The organism is Nocardia sp. NBC_01499 (genome assembly GCF_045040275.1).
Classification (GTDB): Bacteria; Actinomycetota; Actinomycetes; order Mycobacteriales; family Mycobacteriaceae; genus Nocardia.
This window is the reverse complement of record NZ_CP109426.1, coordinates 1,554,618-1,573,098: the sequence shown is the minus strand read 5'-3', so window position 1 is coordinate 1,573,098 and position 18,481 is coordinate 1,554,618. Positions and strand designations below refer to the sequence as shown.

Genomic DNA, 18,481 nt, shown 5'->3' with positions numbered 1-18,481 from the left:
GTCAGCCTCCGCTGGTTTCGTCGGCGGAAAACGCTTCGGCGGAAGACAATTCGGCGATGCTCTGGGCACGGGCCAGATCGAGCCCGACGAGGGTGGCGTGGCCGACGCAGGTGTCGTTGGCTCCGCCTCGCTCGTCGGGGAAGCCCGCGAGGATGCGCGCGGTGCGACGGAAGGTACACAGCGGCGCACCGCGACTGGGCGTGACCTGTTCGCCCGCGCGCAGTGCGTCGACGATCGCACGGGCCGAATCCGGAGTCTGGTCGTCGAAGAACTCCCAATTCACCATCACCACAGGGGCGAAGTCGCATGCGGCGTTGCATTCGATGTGGTCGAGGGTGATGGTGCCGTCGGTGGTCGTCGCACCGTGGCGCACGCCGAGGTGTTCCTCCAGCGCGGCGAGGATGGCATCACCGCCGAGGACCGCGCACAGCGTGTTGGTGCAGACACCGACGTGATAGTCACCGGTCGGACTGCGCCGGTACATCGAGTAGAACGTCGCTACCGCAAGGACTTCGGTGCCGGTGAGTCCGAGTTGTGTTGCACAGAACTCGATTCCGGCCGGAGTGACGCAACTGTCCTCGGCCTGAACAAGATGCAGCAGGGGAAGCAACGCCGACCGTGCCACCGGATATCGGTTGATGATCGTGGCGGCGTCGGCTGCCAGCCGGGCCACGATCTCGGCCGGGTAGGTCTCACCCGACTGGACCAGTTGCCCGTCTTCGTCCGGCCGTGGGCCGAGCTGAATGAATACCCGTCGCGCTCCGCTGGTCATCGGTCGACCCCGCCCATGACTGGATCGATGCTGGCGACCGAGGCGATGACGTCGGCGATCATGCCGCCCTCGCACATCGCCGCCACCGCTTGCAGATTGGTGAACGACGGGTCACGGAAATGCACCCGAAACGGCCGGGTGCCACCGTCACTCACCATGTGCACGCCGAGCTCACCGCGCGGCGACTCCACCGACACGTACACCTGGCCAGCCGGAATACGCAGCCCCTCGGTCACCAGTTTGAAGTGGTGGATCAACCCCTCCATCGAGGTGGCCATGATCGTGCGGACGTGCTCGGGTGAGGTACCCGATCCGTCCTTGCCGAGGGCGAGTTGGGCGGGCCAGGCCAGCTTGCGGTCCTCGATCATCACCGGACCCGGCCGCAGCCGATCGAGGCACTGCTCCACGATTTTCAGCGATTCACGCATCTCCGCGACCCGGATCAGGTAGCGGCCGTAGCAATCCGCGCCGGTGTCGGTGACCACGTCGAACTCGTAATCCTCGTAGCCGCAATAGGGTTCGGACTTGCGTAGGTCGTGCGGCAGGCCGGTGGCGCGCAGTATCGGACCCGTGATGCCGAGCGCCATGCATGCACTCAGATCGAGGTAGCCGACGCCTTTGGTGCGGGCCTTCCAGATCGGATTCTCGGTGAGGAGCAGCTCGAGGTCGCGGAGTCCCTTGGGTAGCGTGCGCACGAGTTCGCGGACCTGTGCCACGGCGTCGTCGGGGAGGTCCTGGGCGAGCCCGCCGGGCCGGATGTAGGCGTGGTTCATTCGGAGGCCGGTGATCGCCTCGAACACGTCGAGAATCCGCTCGCGCTCACGGAATCCGAAGAACATCACGTTCACGGCGCCGAGCTCCATGCCGCCGGTCGCCAGCGCGACCAGGTGTGAGGAGATCCGGTTCAGCTCCATGAGCATGACCCGGATGACGGTGGCGCGCACCGGAATCCGCTCGGTGGCGTCGAGGAGCCGCTCGACGCCGAGACAGTAGGCGGTTTCGTTGAAAAACGGTGCGAGATAGTCCATTCGGGTCACGAAGGTGACGCCTTGGATCCAGTTGCGGTATTCGAGATTCTTCTCGATGCCGGTGTGCAGGTAGCCGATGCCGCAGCGCGCCTCGGTGACGGTCTCGCCGTCGATCTCCAGGATGAGGCGCAGCACGCCGTGCGTGGACGGATGCTGCGGGCCCATATTGACCACGATCCGTTCGTCGTCGGCGCGCTGGACGGCGTCGACGATGTCGTCCCAGTCCCGACCGCCTGCCACGTAGACCTTTTCGCGCGTGGTCATCAGCCGTATGCCCTGCGCTCGTCGGGCGGCGGGATCTGCGCGCCGTGGTATTCGACCGGGATGCCGCCGAGCGGGTAATCCTTGCGTTGCGGGTGGCCGTGCCAGTCGTCGGGCATGGTGATGCGGGTCAGCGAGGGGTGACCGTCGAAGATGATGCCGAAGAAGTCATAGGTTTCGCGCTCGTGCCAGTCGTTGGTCGGGTAGAGGTCATAGAGCGAGGGAATGTGCGGGTCGGCGTCGGGTGCGGTGACCTCGAGCCGGATTCGGCGGTTGTGGGTGATCGACAGGAAGGGATAGACGGCGTGCAGTTCGCGATCGGTGTCCTGTGGGTAGTGGACTCCGCTGACGCCTAGACAGAGTTCGAAACGCAGGGCGGGGTGGTTGCGTAGGGCGTTGGCGACCGCATGCAGGTGGTCGCGGCAGACGTGCACCGTCAGCTCCTCGCGGAAGACTACGACCTGTTCGATTGCTTCGGTGCGACGGACCCCCGCGAAAGTCAGTGCGGCCAGCAGGTTGTCGAGGATGTCGTCGAAGTAGCCGCCATAAGGGCGCATCGTGCGGGTCGGCTGCGCGATCGGGTGGAGGAGGCGTCCGTAGCCTGAGGTGTCGCCACTGCCGTGTACGCCGAACATGCCGCGCCGCAAGCCGATCGGTGCGTCATCGCGTGGGCCGGTCATCGAGGTAGCTCCTCGAGTGCGGGGTGTGCGCTCCAATGGCCAAGGGGGATTGCCGGTTTCGAGGCAAGTGCCGCCTGCTCGGCCGCGCGCACAGCTTCGACGCGATTGACGCCGAGTGGCGTCTGTTGAATCTTTGTGTGCAGGGCCAGAATCGCGTGCAATAGCATCTCGGGGCGGGGTGGACAACCCGGCAGATAGATGTCGACCGGGACGATGTGGTCGACGCCCTGCACGATCGCGTAGTTGTTGAACATCCCGCCCGACGACGCGCAAACCCCCATCGCCAGCACCCATTTCGGCTCGGCCATCTGGTCGTAGACCTGACGCAGCACCGGCGCCATCTTCTGGCTGACCCGTCCGGCGACGATCATCAGATCGGCCTGCCTCGGCGAACCGCGAAACGCCTCCATGCCGAACCTGGCGATATCGAACCGCCCGGACGCGGTGGACATCATCTCGATGGCGCAGCACGCGAGGCCGAACGCCGCGGGCCACACCGAGCCCTTGCGCAGATATCCGGCCAGGTCTTCGACCGTGCTCAACAGAAAACCGCTCGGCAGCTTCTCCTCGAGTCCCATGCCCTCACTCCCAATTCAGGCCGCCGCGCCGCCACACGTAGGCGTAGGCGACGAAGACGGTGAGCATGAACAGAAACATCTCGACCAGGGCGAAGATGCCGAACGAATCGAAGCCGACGGCCCACGGATACAGGAACACGATCTCGATATCGAAGATGATGAACATCATCGCGATCAGGTAGTACTTCACCGGGAACCGGCCGCCGCCCAGCGGTTGCGGGGTCGGATCGATACCGCATTCATAGGCGGCCAGCTTGGCCCGGTTGTACCGCTTCGGGCCGATGAACGACGCCATCGTCACCGACAAGCTGGTGAAACCGAGGGCGATCGCGCCGAGCACGAGCACCGGCGCGTACGCGTTCATACGAGCGACATTCGCTGGGTGAACTGCGGCATAAGATGTGTCCCACTCTCGGACGCGACCGCCGTATGACGGCGTGCGATCAGAAATCCGCGGGTGCGACGCTGCCTGCGATTTCTCCTGCTTACTGTCTACCTGCCGGTTATCGGTGGCTGCGCCCCCGAGTCGGGGGGTGTGCCGGGTGAGTTGCCTCGGGGAAACCCGGCTGCGTTGCGGTGGGTCGCGCTGGTAGAAGTTGATGCGTGATCTATGCCGATATCCCGCTGACCGAGGACATCCGCGCTGCCGTCGCGGCCGAATGGGGCTGCAAGGGCGATGGCGAGCGGTTGTTCGGCGGTGAGGAATCGGCCGCGTATCGGGTCGGCGAGGTGGTGGTGCGGATCGGGGGAGTTGACCGCGACCCGGCGGAAGTCGAGTGGTGCAACGGCATCGCGACCGCCGCTGCCCGCACGGTGCCTGAGGCCGTCGCACCGCTGCCGCGCGCGAACGGGGCGACGGTCGAGGTGGTGGCGGGGCGTCCGATCACCGTCTGGCCGCTGATCGAGGGGGAGTGGGCCAGTAGCGAGGATCCGGTGCAGGTGGCCGAGGCGGCCGGGCTGCTGGCGCGCGTGCACCGTGCGCTGGTCGACTATCGGCCGGTGCCGCGGCCGAAGCGGTCGTTTCTGGAGGTCGGGCTAGATGGTGCGCCGTCGGATGAGTTGCCCGACCCTGAATTGGACTCTTGGCTCGCCGAGTTCAGCAGTACCGCTCGTACCCAGCCGCTGCACGGTGACTATTACGAGGGAAACCTCCTCGCGCGCGACGGGCACGTAACGGCCGTGCTCGACTGGGATGAAGCGCTGATCGGGCCGCCGGAGGTCGAACTTGCCTCCGCTGCAATGGAATTCGCGGATGTACTGGGGATCGACCTGTCCGGTGCCCTGACCTTCGTCGACGCCTATCATGCTGCGGGCGGCACGGCGGGCCAGCTGGACGACCTCGCGCTCGCGCAGCTGATGCGGCATCGATTGCGCAGGGAGGCAGTGTATTTCGGCCTCGCCGTCGCCCGTGGCGTCCAGCACGACGCGGACGACCTGGAGTATCACCGGCAGCGGATGGACACGTTCCGGCTGCTGCGGCCCTGAACCGGGATCACCGAAAACTGCAATATTCAACCGACTTTGGCGCGCTGGGGAAACCGACCGCCAATTATGTAGGTGTGGACGGAATTTCAGTACTTTCCCCACTTCTGTTGGGGAGCTTCGGGCGGGTATGGACGTCTTACAGTGAGATCTATCCGAGACCGGACACATTGTGAGGCATCCCATGTACAAAAAGTTAGCTACCGTCGGCGCCGCTATATTCGCAATCGCTGTACCGCTGGCGAGTTCGCCAGCCTCCGCGACGCCGGACTGGAACTTTCCGGTTCCGCCCGACAAGATTGTCATCGATGTCGCGACCGTCAATGGATCCGGTTGCCCACAGGGCACCGCGGCCGTAGCCGTCTCGCCCGACAACACCGCCTTCACGGTGACCTACAGCCAGTACACCGCGAAAGTGGGTGTTGGCGCCGGTCCGACCGACTTCAGGATGAACTGCCAGCTCGACCTGAAAGTTCATGTCCCGCAAGGCTTCACCTACGGGATCGCGCAGGCGGATTACCGTGGATTCGCCTCCTTGGAAAAGGGCGCGACGGCACTGGAGCGGGCCAGGTACTACTTCCAGGGGGATTCGCCGACCGACTATGTCGACCACAACTTCAAGGGGTCGTACAGTGACGACTGGCAGGCGACGGACACCACCGAGGTCGGGGCGATCGTATACCAGCCGTGCGGCGAATCCCGCAATTTCAATATCAATACTCAGCTGCGCGTCGACGCCGGTAGTTCGGACCCGAAGAAGACCACCAGTTTTATCACGATGGACTCAACGGACGGAAGTATCCAAACCACCTATCACTTCGCATGGAAGCAGTGCTGAGTGATATTCGCTTAGGACTTCGATATCGGTGAATCGACAAGGTGATCGGTGCGCGATCACCTTGTCGAACTATCTTCTCGACCGCCACCGGGTGCTGGGGATATCTCGAATCCGGGTGCAGGCCGTAGTTCCATTCCGGGGCTAGCACGATAGTCATGCGTGCGCGGCTTTCCTACTGTGGTTCCCGACCGGGTGCGTGTGTGGTGAAGGGAAGAAATCAGTTGAGTGCGAGGATGTTTCGGCGATGGTTCGGTGCGGCCGTCGTCGTCGGGGTTGTGGCCGGAACCATTGCCGGGCTAGGCGTATCAGAGGCCGCAGGCGGTGATTTGGACCGCTTCACCCAGCAGCGCCTGGACTGGCAGCCGTGCCACGACGACACCTTGGATAAGGCGGGGGCGCAGTGCGCCGATGTGACGGTGCCACTGAATTACGCTGAGCCGCAAGGACGCACGATCACCGTCGCGATCTCCCGGGTACCGGCCGCCGACCAGGCCAACCGGCGCGGGATCATGCTGTCCAACCCGGGCGGACCCGGCGGGCTCGGGTTGACCTTCACGGTGGAGATCAGTCAGGGATTCCCGTCCTATCAGTGGAACCAGTACGACCTGATCGGGATGGACCCGCGCGGGATCGGTCGTTCGACTCCGGTCCACTGCCGGTGGCCGTTCGGAACGTATGGTCAATCGGCGGGAGTCGACCTTGTCGGGTTCGGTAAATCCGTTGCGACACAGGCTGATTTGGCCGCGCGCTGCCAAGCTGCCGAGGGTGACAAGCTGCCGTACATCACCACCCGCAATACCGCACGCGATATGGACGTGATCCGCGCCGTGCTCGGGGCAGACCGGATCAACTATTTCGGCGCCTCGTACGGCACCTACCTGGGCGCGGTGTTCACCCAGCTGTTTCCGGAACGCAGCGATCGAATCGTGTTGGACAGCGCGGTCGATCCCGAACAGTGGGCTGTCGGCACGTTCCGGGACATGGGCGCGGCAGACGAGGCCGCACTCGACGCCTGGGCCGACTGGACCGCGGCCCGTGACGGTGAATACCGCCTCGGCGCCACCCGCTCCGACGTTCGGGCCGTGGTGACCGGGCTGATCGCCGAGGCGGCGCGACAGCCGATCCGGATCGGCAGCTACGACGTCGACGAGCACTGGTTGCCGACGGTGATCTTCGAGAATGTCGTCTCACCAAGCCATTTCGATGTGCTGGCGGGCATGGTGCGGCAGTTCGCCGACGCTGCCGCGGGTGCGCCGGTGCAACCAAGCGCGAAACTGCAAGCGGTACTGAGCCATTTCCTCGACGCGTCGTCAACAGACGAGGCGGACGATGCGGGAGCCGCCGTGCGCTGCGGTGACGTCTCGGAATCGCGTGACCCCTCCTGGTATTGGCACAATATCGAGGCCAGCCGTGTGACCCAGCCGGTGTTCGGGCCGTTGGTCAACAACATCTCGCCGTGCGCGTTCTGGCGCACGCCCGTCGAACCGCCCACCGCCGTACACAATTCGGTGCCCGCACTGATCCTGCAAGCCACCGGCGACCCTTTGACCGCGCACCAGCAGGCGGTCGGCCTGCACCGTGTCATGACCGCGTCACGCATGGTGACGCTCCAGGACGTCATCGTGCACGGCGTGATCACCATCCCGAGCACCTGCACCAAGCAGGCCCTCGACGCCTACCTCCGCGACCGCACCCTGCCAACCACCGACCTCACCTGCCACGCGGACTGATCGCCGACTGGCATACCGATCGTCCGAGGCGCAAGGATGGTCGGTATGCATGATCGGACCGAGCTGATCGGTGGCGTCGAAAAACGGGACATCCGCATAGTCGACTACCACCCCACCTGGCCAGAACGCTTCGCCGGAGAACGCGACCGCATCGCCGCCGCCCTTGGCGCCACCGCCCGCCGCATCGACCACATCGGCTCCACTTCGGTGCCCGGCCTAGCGGCCAAACCGATCATCGACATCCAAGTCAGCGTCCCCGACATCGAAGACGAAACCGCCTACCTCGAACCCCTCCTCGCCGCAGGCTACCGACTTCGCGTCCGCGAACCAGCCCACCGCATGGTGCGAACCCCTGAACGCGACGTCCACGTCCACCTATGCACAGTCGGCAGCCAATGGGAACGCAGCCAACTCCTGTTCCGCGACCGGCTCCGACACGACCCCACCGACCGCACCGCCTACGAAAACCTCAAACGCCGACTCGCCCAGCAAGACTGGCCCGACATGAACGCCTACGCAGACGCCAAGGGCCCCTTGATCATCGAGATCAGCACACGAGCCGAAGCCTGGGCCCAATCCATCGGCTGGACGCCCACGGATTGAGATGGACATCGATGAAGCCTCGGTGCGATTACTGCTGCTCGAGCAACACCCGGACCTTGCGCAGCTCGACCTGCAGCGCATAGACGCAGGTTGGGACAACCAAATGTGGCGCCTCGGTACGGAATTGGCCGTGCGGATACCGCGCACGGAACGCGCCCCGGCTCTGTTGCGTAAAGAGCGGCAATGGCTGCCCATATTGGCTGCGCGGCTTCCGCTTCCGGTCCCGACTCCGGTGCGGTTCGGCGAAGCGTCGGCACTTTTCCCGCAGCCGTGGACGATCGCGCAGTGGGTTCCTGGCGAACCAGGTGATCGCGCGGCGATCAGCCGTGATCAGCACGCCGCCGACGTTTTGGCGGGCTTCCTCGGCGCGCTGCATCAGCAGGCGCCCGTCGAGGCGCCGTCCAATCCGAGCCGCGGCGGTGTGCTCGAGGCTTACGTGCGCGACGCAGGTCCATGGCTCGACGCCACTGTGCCCAGCGGTGTGGCCGCTGACGTCCAACGAGTATGGGACGCAGCCGTTTCCGCCCCTGAATGGGCGGGCCCGCCGATGTGGCTGCATGGTGATCTGCATCCGGCGAACGTCGTCGTTTCGGACGGGACGCTCGCGGGTGTGATCGACTTCGGTGAGCTCTGCGCAGGCGATCCGGCGGCGGATCTCGCTGCCGCGTGGCTACTGCTGCCGGCGGGTGCCGCCGCGCGATTCTTCGACTCCTACGCGAACGCGGACGCGGCGATGATTCGGCGTGCGCGAGGGTGGGCTGTGCTGCTTGCGGCCTCTCTCATCAGCATCGGGCAGGCTTGGGAGCGGGGTCTTCCCGGCGGGCAGCCGACGTGGGGACGGGCGGGTCGGCTGGCGCTGGAGCGGGTGTTGGGGGACTGCTAGGAGCCCGCTTGCGCGGGGCGGTGGGACGTTGCGGGGACGTCGGGGCGGGTTTGCCAGGGGTGGGGGCCGGTGAGGGGGCGGTATTCGACGCCGAGGGCGTCCAGGCGGGGGAGGTGGTGGTCGCGGAGGCGGGGGAGGAATTCGGCGTAGTCGCGGGGTGGTGGGCTCCAGGCGAGTTCGGCGACGGCGCATAGGCGGGGGAAGGCGGCGTAGTCGACTCGGCGTACCGAGTCCAGGTGTTCGCTCCACAGTTGGGCCTGGATGCCGATGACCTGTGGTGCGTCGAGCGGGGGCTCGTAGCGGTATACGTCTTCCAGGGTGCGCAGGTAGCCGACGGGGATCGGCTCGTCGGGGTGGTCGGATTGGCGATGGTCGAGATAGAGGTGGTCTTCCGGGCACAGCACGACGTCGTGTCCGGCCGTTGTCGCGCGGGTGGCGGCGGATTCGTCGCGCCACGCGCCGATCACCATGGGGGGTAACGCGCCTGCGTCGAGTACCTCGTCCCAGCCGAATGCTCGTCGGCCCTGGGTGGCGAGATACGTTGCGAGGTCGGCGACTAGACGGCCGTGCGCCGGGGTCGCGCCGGGGACCTCGTCGCCGCCGATGCCGATGACCGGCGACGGGAAGATGGTCAGCACGTGGTCGAAGACTCGGCAGAGGAAGTCCAGGGTCTGTGCCGTTGGCTTGAGCAGTGAGGTGCTGATGCCCCAGGAAGTCCATACCTCCCACGGGGTTTCGGGTTCGGAACCGAGTTCGGGGTAGGCGGCGATCACGGCGCGGGCATGGCCGGGGATATCAATTTCCGGCACTACCGTGATAGACCGCTCGGTGGCGTAGGCGACGATCTCGCGGAGGTCGTCGGTGGTGTAGAAGCCGCCGTGCGGACGGCCGTCGCGTTCGGGGCCGTCGTGTCGGCCGACCATCGATCCTGTTCGCCACGAGGCGATTTCGGTTAGCCTCGGGTAGGCAGGAACCTCGATGCGCCAGCCCTGGTCGTCGGTCAGGTGCAAGTGCAGCACGTTGAGTTTGTGCACCGATAGCAGGTCGATGAACCGCAGAACCTCTGCCTTGGTGCGGAAGTTCCGTGCGACATCGAGCAGGCAACCGCGCCAGCGGAATCGCGGATGGTCCTCGATGACGCCGCAGGGCACGGTGTGCTGCCGCGTGCCGATTGTCGCGGCGCGGAACGCGTTTGGCCCCACGAGTTGCCGCAGCGTCTGCTGTGCGTGGTTCCGTCCGGCGTGATCCGCGGTGGTGAGTGTGATGCCACTCGGCGCGATCGCCAGGCGGTATCCCTCGGGCGGCAGGTCGGGGTCGGTGCGTGCGTTGAGTTCCGCAGGCCACGCGCACACGCCGGGCAGCGGCGTCGCGGAAACGGGGCGGGGGAGCAGCGTGTCGAAACCTGGCATGTCAGCCTTTCACCGCCCCGCCGAGCCCGGAGACCAGCTTGCGCTGCACGAGCACGAACAGCACGAGCGCCGGAATGGTCATCAAGGTCGAGGCCGCCATCACCGCGCCCCAATCGGTGTCCTCCGGCTTGAAGAACACCAGAATCGCCTGCGGCAGTGTCTGGTTCTCGGTGTTGGAGATGATGAACGTCTTGGCGAACAGGAAGTCGTTCCAGGCGTGGATGAACGACAGCACGCTGACCGACACCAGCCCGGGCGCCACGAGCGGGAGCAGGATCTGCCACGCGAACCGAAGACGGCTCGCGCCATCGAGTTTCGCCGCCTCCTCCAGTTCGACCGGCACCGCGGCGACGAACCCGCGCAGCAACCAGATGGCCAGCGGCAGGCTGAACACCAGATCCACCAGCATGATCGAGCCGAGTTCGTTGAGCCCCAGTGCCGGGACGGTGCCGCCGATCGAGCGCATCAGGAAGAACAGCGGAATCGTCAGCGCCTCAACCGGAACCATCTGCGCCACCAGGATCATCACCAGCAGCATCGTCCGGCCACGGAACCGGAAGCGCGTCAACGCCACTGCGGACAGGAACGACAGCAGCAGCGAAAACACTACGACGACAACGGCAATCAGCAAGCTGTTGAGGAAGAACCGGCCGAAGCCGTTCATCGAGAGCACCCGGGTGAAACTGTCCAGACTCGGCGCCAACGTCCACGGTCTCGGGTCGGCCGACTGGATCTCGCCCGGCGGTTTGAGCGCCGAGAGCACCATCCAATACAGCGGGAAAGCCACGAATCCGGCGATCACCACCGTAACCGCCTCGGCGACAAGGCGTCCTGGCTTGCGCGGGCTACGGAGCAACGGTCTCACTGCCACGGCGTGCTCCTGCGCTGGGACCGGACGTAGAGGCCGGTGATCGACAACAGCAACAGCGTCATCAGGACTCCGATCGCAGAGCCGAGCCCGTATTCCTGCCCGGCGAACGCCTTTTGATAGGCGTAGACATTGAGCACCAGGTTGCGCCCGGCGACACCGCCGCCATTGGTCATGACGTAGATCTGGGTGAACACCTTGAAGTCCCAGATGATCGACTGGATCGTCGCGATCAGCAGCAGCGGCCGCAGCATCGGCAGGATCACCGAGCGGGCCGACCGCCACGTCGACGCGCCATCCAGCGCCGCGGCCTCCAGCACCTCCTCGGGGATCGCCTTGATGCCCGCGTACATGGTCACCATGACGAACGGGAACGAGCACCAGATCACCTCGGCAGCAACCAATCCGAACGCGCTGAGGGTGCCGAAGGTCCACGAGTGCCCGTCCATCGAACGTAACCCGAGGCCGGAGAGTGCTTCGTTGACAATGCCGAAGTCCGCGTCGAACAGGAAAAGCCAGACGTAAGACCCGGCCATGGCGGGGGTCGCCCACGCGCCGAGCGCCGCGAGGAACAGCAGCATCCGCGGTAGCGCGCGGACTCGTGTCGCGAGGACGGCAAGCGCCGTGCCGACCACGAGCCCGCCGACCACACAGACCCCGCCGAACACGAAGGTGTTGGCGAGCACGATCCAGAATTGACTGTCCGAGAGGAGTTCTCGGTAGTTGCCGAGTCCGATGAACTCCAATGGTGCGGCGCCGGTGGCCTGTGCTTGGCCGTAGTCGTAGAACGAGATCAGCACGATCTGGTAGATCGGATAGATCAGCACGGCAGCGAGCAGTAATCCGGCCGGTGCCAGGTAGAGCCACGCGGTGACCGTGTCTCGGCGGAGGCGGCGCGGTTTCGCCGACGGACGCGGCGCGGAGGTAGTGACCGGTAGTTCTTGAATTGCCATGCGCGCCTACCTGAATGCCTTGTTCATCGCGGCGGCCGCCGCGTTCAACGCCGCCGACGGTTGCTTGGCCCCGGTGGCGATCTGCTGCACCGCGGTCGGCAGCAGGTTCTGGCTGTCGATCTTCGACCACGCCGGTGTGCTCGGCACGAACTTGGTACCGGCCCTCAGTGTTTCGACGAATGGGGTGAGGAACGCGTCGTTCGCGGCGAGCCGGTGCTGCACGCTCGACAGCGTCGGCAGATTACCCATCGCCACGTACATCTTTTCCTGATACTTCGCGCTGCCCAGCAATTCGACGAAGTCGACGGCGAGACCGCGTCGCATGCTCGCCCGGAAAACGCCGAGTAGGTTGCCGCCCGCGAAAGCCGGTGCGACCGAGCCTGTTCCGGCGCCGGGCAGGGGGATCACCGCGTACTTGCCTTTGGACGCACCCTGATCCATCGCCTTTCGGCTGAAGTCGCCACCGATCGTCATCGCGGCCTTACCACCCGCGAAGGCCTGCACGCTCTGAGTTCCGGTGAAGTCGGCGCATTGCGCGGGCGGGCAGATGTCGTCGTGGATCAGCTCCGCGTAGCGGGTGATCCCGTCCTTCGCCTGGTCCGAGTTGACCGTCGCGTTCCACATCGTGCCGTCGTTCTCGGCGAGTTCCCCGCCGTAGGCCCACAGGTACGGCAGCAGCGCGTAGGTGTACTTTCCGCCGACCGAAATGCCATATAGGTCAGGCTTTTTCGCGTGGATGCGGCGGGCGGTATCGGTGAGTTCGGCCAGCGTGGCCGGCGGTCGCAGGCCTAGCTCGGTAAAGATGTCGGTGCGGTAGTACAGCGCGCGGATGCCGGTGTACCAGGGCAGGCCGTAGGTCTTGTCGCCGGATTTCGCCGTTTCCAGGACCGATGGGTCGATGTCCTTGCCTTCCGGCCAGGCCGCGAGATCGGTGCCGAGGTCGGCGAACGCGCCGGTGACGGCGTATCCGGCGAGATCGGTGTTGCCGAACTCGGCCAGGTCGGGAGCGCTGGCCGGGTCGTTGAACGCACCGGCGAACTTCTCCGCTCGTCCGGCAACCGGCACCCACTGCACGTCGACATCGACGTTCGGCCGAGTCGCCCTGAACTCCGCGATCGCCTCGTTGACCACCGCTTCCTTCGGCGCGCGGTTCGCCTCGTCGAACAGCCAGACCCGGACGGTGCCGGTCTTCTCATCACCGCCCGACCCGGCCGGACCGGACTGCACCGGGGCGCAACCGGCGAGCAGGAACAGTGCCGCGCCGAGTGTGAGTGCGCGTCGCATGGCCCCGCCCGGCCGGAATTCACGGTGCGGCATCTCGGTTCCCCATCATCACCTGTTGCATATTCTGCAACGTGTATTGCGTTGTGTGCCACAATTTTTAGCATCAAGAGCGGACACATTCAATAGGCGGATGTGATGCGCGTCGCAGAGCTGCCGGTCTATGCGCGGGTGGCGTCGGCGAAAGATGTGCTGCGGCAAAAGCGCTGGGGCCGCGGTTCAGGTAACGGATTGGATACGAGTGCCGATCATCCGCATGTGCGCGTTTACTGCCGACCGATTCTCGGCGCGTTGGCAGCCCTACTGCTCATGATCCTCGCTCTGTTTCTGATGCCGACGAATGAACCACCGGTGCCCGCGAATGATCAGCAGGTGCGGATATTGCCATTCATGCCGACGCCGCCGACGACTACCGTCGGCGGAATGCCTTCTGCACCAAGCGATCAGCCCGAGCCGGGTCGTCAGTAGGCGTTACGCAGTCACCGGGTGGACGCGGTCCGCGCCGATCCGATCGATGCGGTCGCGACCCCAAGCGCCGAGTGGCTCCAGCGCGCTGTTGAGGGCGGTACCCACTGCGGTGAGCTGATATTCGACGCGCGGCGGCACCTCGCGGTAGACCTCACGGGACACGATCCCGTCCTCCTCCAGCTCGCGCAGCTGCTGGATCAGCATCTTCTCCGAGACGCCAGGCAGGCCGCGGCGGAGTTCGCCGAAGCGGCGGATGCCGTGGGTCGCCAGCTCCCACAGGATCAGCGCCTTCCACTTGCCGCCGACCACGTCCATCGCCGCGTCGATGCCGCAAAAGTATGGTCCGGATCTCTTTCCACTCATCGTCCGACCTCGCTACCTGTTCACACACCCATTGGTAAGTACCGGACTAAATAGTAGGTACTTGTCGCTATCGGAAGCAAAGAGCAATCTTGGTTTCAGCGCGCTGACCACCCCGTTCACGACTTTCCAAGGAGTTGACCCCGCAATGGCGGAAACCACGAACACCCCCGTGACAGTCCTCGGCCTCGGCGCGATGGGCCAGGCGCTGGCCGCCGCTCTGCTGAAGGGCGGCCACCCGACAACGGTGTGGAACCGCACTCCAGGCAAGGACGCCGACCTCGTCGCCGCCGGTGCGATCGGCGCCGCATCCGTTGCCGAGGCGGTCCAGGCGGGCGGGCCGATCATCGTCGTCCTGTTCGACCACGCCTCCGTGCACGCAACCCTCGACCCGGCGGTCGGCGACCTATCCGGCCGCCAGGTCATCAACCTGACCAGCACCACCCCCAACGAGGCCCGCGAACTGGCCACCTGGGCGGCCGCGCACGGCATCGACTACCTCGACGGCGGCATCATGGCGGTCCCGTCCATGATCGGACAGCCCGGCGCGTCCATCCTGTACAGCGGCTCTCGGATAATCTACGACCAGCACCTCGAAGCCTTCGAATTGCTCGCTGCCGCAGAATATTTCGGCGACGACGCCGGACTCGCCTCGACCTACGACTTCGCACTGCTCGCCAACATGTACACCATGTTCACCGGTTTCCTGCATGGCGCGGCCATGATGCGCTCGGTAGGCGTCACGGCCAGCGCCTTCGCCGAACGAGCCGTGCCCTGGGTGACCGCCATGGCCCAGATGCTCCCCGCCTACGGTCAGATCATCGACAGCGGCGACTACACCACCCCCATCCAATCCCTCGCCTTCCACAAAGCCGCCCTCGACGCCATCAACCGCGCCACCCGCGACGCAGGCGTCACCGTCGACTTCGTCGCCCCGATCAAAAACCTCATCGACCGCCAGGTAGCCGACGGCAACGGCACCCTGGAATTCGCCCGAACCATCGAAGAACTGACCTGACCACCCGGCAGGGCTTCCGGCCACCGCCCCCGGCAGCCCCCCCACCAACCCTCCGCAAAACACGTGGTCAACCCGCGATTTGGTCCACGCCGCGACTTCCTATAATCTTGCTGAGCACCACCGGTCCGGGTGGCGGAATGGCAGACGCGCTAGCTTGAGGTGCTAGTGCCCTTTAACGGGCGTGGGGGTTCAAGTCCCCCTCCGGACACAGTACGAGCTGAAATCCCTTGCAACGCAAGGGATTTCGGCTTTTCTCGTATCGGTAGGCGATTTGAACCCCCACGAGGCGGACGGTCACCACCAAGTGATGTGGTCTGAGGGCCCTAACGTGAATAAATGGGCTCAGGGGGCGCGAGTGTGCCGTCGATCTCAACTGGCACCCAACTCGAAGGACTGAACCAGTGGCCGACAAACCTATCGATGAACAGGCCGATGGACTCGACGATCTCGATGAACCCGGCGTCGAGGGGCTCGCACCCAAGTCGGCCAAAGACTTCGTCTGAGGCTTCAAGCCCGCTCCAGGCGTCGGCGTGAGGACCAGGTCGGGGCGCTCTTGGCATTTCAGCTCGGGTCATAGTCGCCATAACGTCGGGGGATGGGCGCGGCGGCGAGTTCGGTTGCTGCCTGTTGTAGTGACACTGCCGCCGGGTGCTCGGCGCCGAGTAGGGCGACTGTTTCCTCGTAGATCGGTTGGATCTTGTCTCGCAGTTCCCGAGACGTGGTCACGTCGATGGGGTCTGGTATCGGGGTTCCTTTCATCGGCTCGGGCATTGGCTGGTCGGCACGTCACGGGTCGTCGAGTGGTTGCTGAACGCGAACGGGTGGCCTTGCAGGCGGCCGGTCACGCTCATACTGACACGCCAGGTTCCTGCGTAACAGGCTGCGCGCACCTCGTAGGACCTGGAATTCGGCGGACCCGGCGGGATCGCCGAATCGGTGATGTAGGTGGCAGTCTCCCACCTACCGCCCTGCTGGTATTCCGGCGCCAGAGTCAGGATGTGCTCGTCGGGTGGCGCTCGCACTGAGCGACGCCGTTACTCGTGATCATCGGCGGGTAGACCGATGGCCGACGGTAGGTGAATTCAAACCCGGAAGACTTGGCGGAGACGAACTCGAGGTTTGCAGTAGACGTGGCCTCGGCCGGTGTGTTGCCGAGCGCGGCGGAGCCGAGCAATCCGGCGAAAATGATTGCGTTACAACGAGATAGCATGGGTTCCCCCATCTCCCTTCTGTCTGAGCGCCCTTCGCGCCCAGTACCCCTGTGTGGGCCTCGACAGCCCCGGCGACTTCACGCTCCGGGTCGAACCTCGTGGGGCGCAGTGGTCGTTCTCATCCGCTACGCGCACTTCGCTCACCACTTGGTGCTCACTGCCTCATAGGCGACACACAGCAACGGATCGCGCCCACTACGTCAGTGCCTGTCGGCCGGTGTCCGTCGCTAGGCTCGTGCACCCACTCGCGGTATCCCAGCATCGAATCGAATTGTGGTGAAGGCAAGGCGACCTCACCGCCGATGGGAACGACAGATACGTTGTGGCGGAACAACTCTGCGAACAGAGCAATGTCTCCGGGGATGTCCGGACAGACCAAGAATGTCCATCTTTTCGAGCGTGGGTGCGAGACGATCGGCCCGATATGGCCGTTGCGCTCCGTCAGGATGTGCGCCTTGACCAGTGCGCCGAGTTGCGCGGGCATCGTGATCGCGCCGGCGCTCCCGACCGTGAATTCGATCCGTGCGAACTCGGGCCGTACGCGGGCGGGCAAACCGCACGTGACTATGTAGAACTTGCACCGTAACTCCAAGACAGCAGCGCGCCGGTCAGGAAGGAGGTCGCTGTTCGCCATGCCGGATCACTCGGTCCCGGCCGCTTGTTGTCGTTCGTCGGAATCCCGGCAGACTTCAATCTCATATTGCGCGCCGAGGGATACTTATCGCAAGAAACTACTTCAAAGGGAACGATTGCACATTTAAACTTGCTCACACTAGATACGTTACTTACCAGGCTGAATGTCCCAGGATTGCTACCAGATTGACGAGCCTTTGGTAGTTGTTGCTCGCACTCCTGCCCCGAACACAAAACGCTGAATACCGACCAGATCGCGACCCTGGAGTTCACCTCGATCTGCCGAGGGTAAGAATGGCCGGCCAAGCTGTGCCAGATGAGATGCTCGTTCGCGTTCCGCGAATCGCTCTACGGCCGCGGCACCAGCCAAACCCGCCACGCCCTCGGCTATTCCGGCGCGCGCCTGATCGCCGCCCACCGCGGTTCTGAGCGTCAATGTCGGCAGCGCGGTTTGGGTCCCGACCGCCAGGCCGGTAGATGATCAGCTGGCAATGACCTTGTTCGACTTGGTGCGGTTGCACCGCCAGCACAAGGTCTGAAGGTTGTCGGGCGCGGTCAGCCCGCCCTTGGACACCGGCATGACGTGGTCCACTTCGAGCAGCAGGTGAGGCTCAGCTGCGAGTGAGATAGAGCAGTATCTACAGGTGTAGCGGTCACGCTCCTTGATCATCGTCCGTAGCTTCGAGGTCATCAGCGCCCGTTGACCCGCTACGCTCTTACGGAACTTGATCTTCTTCGACATCGTCTCGATCATCGCGTCGATCGTCTCTCGGTTGAGCGTGACAGTCGTGCGTTGCGAGCTATTCCCACCAGCACTGACGTACTCGAACCTGTACACAGGGTGAGGCACCGTGATCGGCGACAACTCGACCCCGACGTGCTTCATGAACTCGCCTGCGTAGTGCTTCATGATGAACTTAGGTGGGCTGATCGACTGGGTGATGCTGGCCTCGCGCTGCCCAAGGTTGGTAACGGCATCTTCGAGGCGAGTGATGCCATCGCCCAGGTTCTCTACGTCAGCCAGGTCGGTCTCGGTGGGCTTGATGTTGAAGTACTTCATGACGTACTTGATCGGGTCGGCGCTCGCGGCGCGGGCGACCTGCAATGAGCAGTTGTGCACGAACGGCGTCCGATAAGTGGCGGTGTTGCGGTCGCGCCGATACTTGTGCCGGCTGGTGTTCTGGAAATTTGCCAGGTGCGCCTGCGCTCCACTGGACGACCCACCGAGCGCGAACGTGCCTCGACTGCGTATCTCACCGACGTACTGCGCGAGCTCGTTGTGCTCAGCGACGAAGGAGGCGACCGCAGCCTTGTGGGCCAAAAACTCGTCGCTCGCGAAGTACCGCGTCATGCGTATATGCCGGACCAACAGCACCAGACCCCACGTCCCGAGTAGGACGGTAGCGATCGCTGCGATCGGTAGCC

At 64.7% G+C, this 18,481-nt stretch carries 20 protein-coding genes and 1 tRNA gene; 8 read left to right on the top strand and 13 right to left on the bottom strand.

The genetic code is table 11. From position 1 onward, the window contains the following. Position 1: 1 nt before the first annotated feature. The 5 genes from nuoE to OG203_RS07060 are packed head-to-tail and all read right to left on the bottom strand — an operon-like array spanning position 2 to position 3,683. Positions 2-772, bottom strand: coding sequence for an NADH-quinone oxidoreductase subunit NuoE (gene nuoE, locus OG203_RS07080; RefSeq protein ID WP_405164862.1), 771 nt, complete (start codon positions 770-772; stop codon positions 2-4). After that, positions 769-2,064: an NADH dehydrogenase (quinone) subunit D gene (gene nuoD / locus OG203_RS07075; protein WP_405164861.1), complete on the bottom strand. Its 1,296-nt coding sequence runs from the start codon at positions 2,062-2,064 to the stop codon at positions 769-771. Before nuoD ends, nuoE begins: the two co-directional genes overlap by 4 nt. Then, positions 2,064-2,741, bottom strand: a complete 678-nt coding sequence (locus OG203_RS07070; protein ID WP_405164860.1) for an NADH-quinone oxidoreductase subunit C — start codon at positions 2,739-2,741, stop codon at positions 2,064-2,066. The genes nuoD and OG203_RS07070 overlap by 1 nt, the downstream gene beginning before the upstream one ends. Then, positions 2,738-3,319, bottom strand: a complete 582-nt coding sequence (locus OG203_RS07065; RefSeq protein WP_405164859.1) for a NuoB/complex I 20 kDa subunit family protein — start codon at positions 3,317-3,319, stop codon at positions 2,738-2,740. Before OG203_RS07065 ends, OG203_RS07070 begins: the two co-directional genes overlap by 4 nt. A gap of 4 nt (positions 3,320-3,323) precedes the next feature. Further along, a complete protein-coding gene (locus tag OG203_RS07060; RefSeq protein WP_405164858.1) occupies positions 3,324-3,683 on the bottom strand; it encodes an NADH-quinone oxidoreductase subunit A in 360 nt (119 codons plus the stop codon). Positions 3,684-3,922: 239 nt separating this feature from the next. Between OG203_RS07060 and OG203_RS07055 the strand changes: the two genes are divergently transcribed. From OG203_RS07055 to OG203_RS07035, 5 genes are all read left to right on the top strand, one after another. Continuing rightward, positions 3,923-4,804, top strand: coding sequence for a phosphotransferase enzyme family protein (locus OG203_RS07055; RefSeq protein ID WP_405164857.1), 882 nt, complete (start codon positions 3,923-3,925; stop codon positions 4,802-4,804). A gap of 181 nt (positions 4,805-4,985) precedes the next feature. After that, positions 4,986-5,639, top strand: a complete 654-nt coding sequence (locus OG203_RS07050; protein WP_405164856.1) for a DUF4360 domain-containing protein — start codon at positions 4,986-4,988, stop codon at positions 5,637-5,639. A 233-nt stretch (positions 5,640-5,872) separates the two neighbouring features. Then, the gene (locus tag OG203_RS07045) at positions 5,873-7,369 is read left to right on the top strand and encodes an alpha/beta fold hydrolase (protein WP_405164855.1); all 1,497 of its coding nucleotides are present in this window, start codon (positions 5,873-5,875) and stop codon (positions 7,367-7,369) included. 45 nt (positions 7,370-7,414) lie between these two features. Next, positions 7,415-7,972, top strand: coding sequence for a GrpB family protein (locus OG203_RS07040; protein WP_405164854.1), 558 nt, complete (start codon positions 7,415-7,417; stop codon positions 7,970-7,972). A 1-nt stretch (position 7,973) separates the two neighbouring features. Beyond that, a complete protein-coding gene (locus OG203_RS07035; RefSeq protein ID WP_405164853.1) occupies positions 7,974-8,855 on the top strand; it encodes an aminoglycoside phosphotransferase family protein in 882 nt (293 codons plus the stop codon). Here the strand turns inward: OG203_RS07035 and OG203_RS07030 are convergent. Genes OG203_RS07030 through OG203_RS07015 form a run of 4 tightly spaced genes read right to left on the bottom strand, consistent with a single transcriptional unit; the run spans position 8,852 to position 13,402 of the window. Next, positions 8,852-10,264: a beta-N-acetylhexosaminidase gene (locus OG203_RS07030; protein ID WP_405164852.1), complete on the bottom strand. Its 1,413-nt coding sequence runs from the start codon at positions 10,262-10,264 to the stop codon at positions 8,852-8,854. The genes OG203_RS07035 and OG203_RS07030 overlap by 4 nt on opposite strands. A 1-nt stretch (position 10,265) precedes the next feature. Further along, positions 10,266-11,135, bottom strand: coding sequence for a carbohydrate ABC transporter permease (locus OG203_RS07025; protein ID WP_405164851.1), 870 nt, complete (start codon positions 11,133-11,135; stop codon positions 10,266-10,268). Then, positions 11,126-12,085, bottom strand: a complete 960-nt coding sequence (locus OG203_RS07020; RefSeq protein ID WP_405164850.1) for a carbohydrate ABC transporter permease — start codon at positions 12,083-12,085, stop codon at positions 11,126-11,128. The genes OG203_RS07025 and OG203_RS07020 overlap by 10 nt, the downstream gene beginning before the upstream one ends. A 6-nt stretch (positions 12,086-12,091) precedes the next feature. Continuing rightward, a complete protein-coding gene (locus tag OG203_RS07015; RefSeq protein WP_405164849.1) occupies positions 12,092-13,402 on the bottom strand; it encodes an extracellular solute-binding protein in 1,311 nt (436 codons plus the stop codon). Between the two features lie 102 nt (positions 13,403-13,504). Between OG203_RS07015 and OG203_RS07010 the strand changes: the two genes are divergently transcribed. Further along, positions 13,505-13,834, top strand: a complete 330-nt coding sequence (locus OG203_RS07010) for a hypothetical protein (RefSeq protein ID WP_405164848.1) — start codon at positions 13,505-13,507, stop codon at positions 13,832-13,834. Positions 13,835-13,837: 3 nt separating this feature from the next. Here OG203_RS07010 and OG203_RS07005 read toward each other — a convergent pair whose 3' ends face one another. Further along, positions 13,838-14,197 carry a winged helix-turn-helix transcriptional regulator gene (locus OG203_RS07005; protein ID WP_405164847.1) on the bottom strand — a complete coding sequence of 120 codons (360 nt, stop codon included), beginning with the start codon at positions 14,195-14,197 and terminating at the stop codon, positions 13,838-13,840. A 145-nt stretch (positions 14,198-14,342) separates the two neighbouring features. Between OG203_RS07005 and OG203_RS07000 the strand changes: the two genes are divergently transcribed. Both OG203_RS07000 and OG203_RS06995 read left to right on the top strand, forming a co-directional pair. After that, a complete protein-coding gene (locus OG203_RS07000; protein ID WP_405164846.1) occupies positions 14,343-15,212 on the top strand; it encodes an NAD(P)-dependent oxidoreductase in 870 nt (289 codons plus the stop codon). 123 nt (positions 15,213-15,335) lie between these two features. Continuing rightward, positions 15,336-15,420, top strand: a tRNA-Leu gene (locus tag OG203_RS06995). A gap of 353 nt (positions 15,421-15,773) precedes the next feature. Here OG203_RS06995 and OG203_RS06990 read toward each other — a convergent pair. From OG203_RS06990 to OG203_RS06980, 3 genes are all read right to left on the bottom strand, one after another. Further along, positions 15,774-15,938, bottom strand: coding sequence for a hypothetical protein (locus OG203_RS06990; RefSeq protein WP_405164845.1), 165 nt, complete (start codon positions 15,936-15,938; stop codon positions 15,774-15,776). Between the two features lie 29 nt (positions 15,939-15,967). After that, positions 15,968-16,234: a hypothetical protein gene (locus OG203_RS06985; protein WP_405164844.1), complete on the bottom strand. Its 267-nt coding sequence runs from the start codon at positions 16,232-16,234 to the stop codon at positions 15,968-15,970. A gap of 1,303 nt (positions 16,235-17,537) precedes the next feature. After that, positions 17,538-18,473, bottom strand: a complete 936-nt coding sequence (locus OG203_RS06980; protein WP_405167787.1) for an HNH endonuclease — start codon at positions 18,471-18,473, stop codon at positions 17,538-17,540. Positions 18,474-18,481 lie beyond the last annotated feature (8 nt).

Excerpts from the sequence above, each read along its gene's own strand:
- nuoE (WP_405164862.1), bottom strand. The coding sequence starts at position 772 with ATGACCAGCGGAGCGCGACGGGTATTCATTCAGCTCGGCCCACGGCCG.
- nuoD (WP_405164861.1), bottom strand. The coding sequence starts at position 2,064 with ATGACCACGCGCGAAAAGGTCTACGTGGCAGGCGGTCGGGACTGGGAC.
- OG203_RS07070 (WP_405164860.1), bottom strand. The coding sequence starts at position 2,741 with ATGACCGGCCCACGCGATGACGCACCGATCGGCTTGCGGCGCGGCATG.
- OG203_RS07065 (WP_405164859.1), bottom strand. The coding sequence starts at position 3,319 with ATGGGACTCGAGGAGAAGCTGCCGAGCGGTTTTCTGTTGAGCACGGTC.
- OG203_RS07060 (WP_405164858.1), bottom strand. The coding sequence starts at position 3,683 with ATGAACGCGTACGCGCCGGTGCTCGTGCTCGGCGCGATCGCCCTCGGT.
- OG203_RS07050 (WP_405164856.1), top strand. The coding sequence starts at position 4,986 with ATGTACAAAAAGTTAGCTACCGTCGGCGCCGCTATATTCGCAATCGCT.
- OG203_RS07045 (WP_405164855.1), top strand. The coding sequence starts at position 5,873 with ATGTTTCGGCGATGGTTCGGTGCGGCCGTCGTCGTCGGGGTTGTGGCC.
- OG203_RS07040 (WP_405164854.1), top strand. The coding sequence starts at position 7,415 with ATGCATGATCGGACCGAGCTGATCGGTGGCGTCGAAAAACGGGACATC.
- OG203_RS07035 (WP_405164853.1), top strand. The coding sequence starts at position 7,974 with ATGGACATCGATGAAGCCTCGGTGCGATTACTGCTGCTCGAGCAACAC.
- OG203_RS07030 (WP_405164852.1), bottom strand. The coding sequence starts at position 10,264 with ATGCCAGGTTTCGACACGCTGCTCCCCCGCCCCGTTTCCGCGACGCCG.
- OG203_RS07020 (WP_405164850.1), bottom strand. The coding sequence starts at position 12,085 with ATGGCAATTCAAGAACTACCGGTCACTACCTCCGCGCCGCGTCCGTCG.
- OG203_RS07015 (WP_405164849.1), bottom strand. The coding sequence starts at position 13,402 with ATGCCGCACCGTGAATTCCGGCCGGGCGGGGCCATGCGACGCGCACTC.
- OG203_RS07010 (WP_405164848.1), top strand. The coding sequence starts at position 13,505 with ATGCGCGTCGCAGAGCTGCCGGTCTATGCGCGGGTGGCGTCGGCGAAA.
- OG203_RS07005 (WP_405164847.1), bottom strand. The coding sequence starts at position 14,197 with ATGAGTGGAAAGAGATCCGGACCATACTTTTGCGGCATCGACGCGGCG.
- OG203_RS07000 (WP_405164846.1), top strand. The coding sequence starts at position 14,343 with ATGGCGGAAACCACGAACACCCCCGTGACAGTCCTCGGCCTCGGCGCG.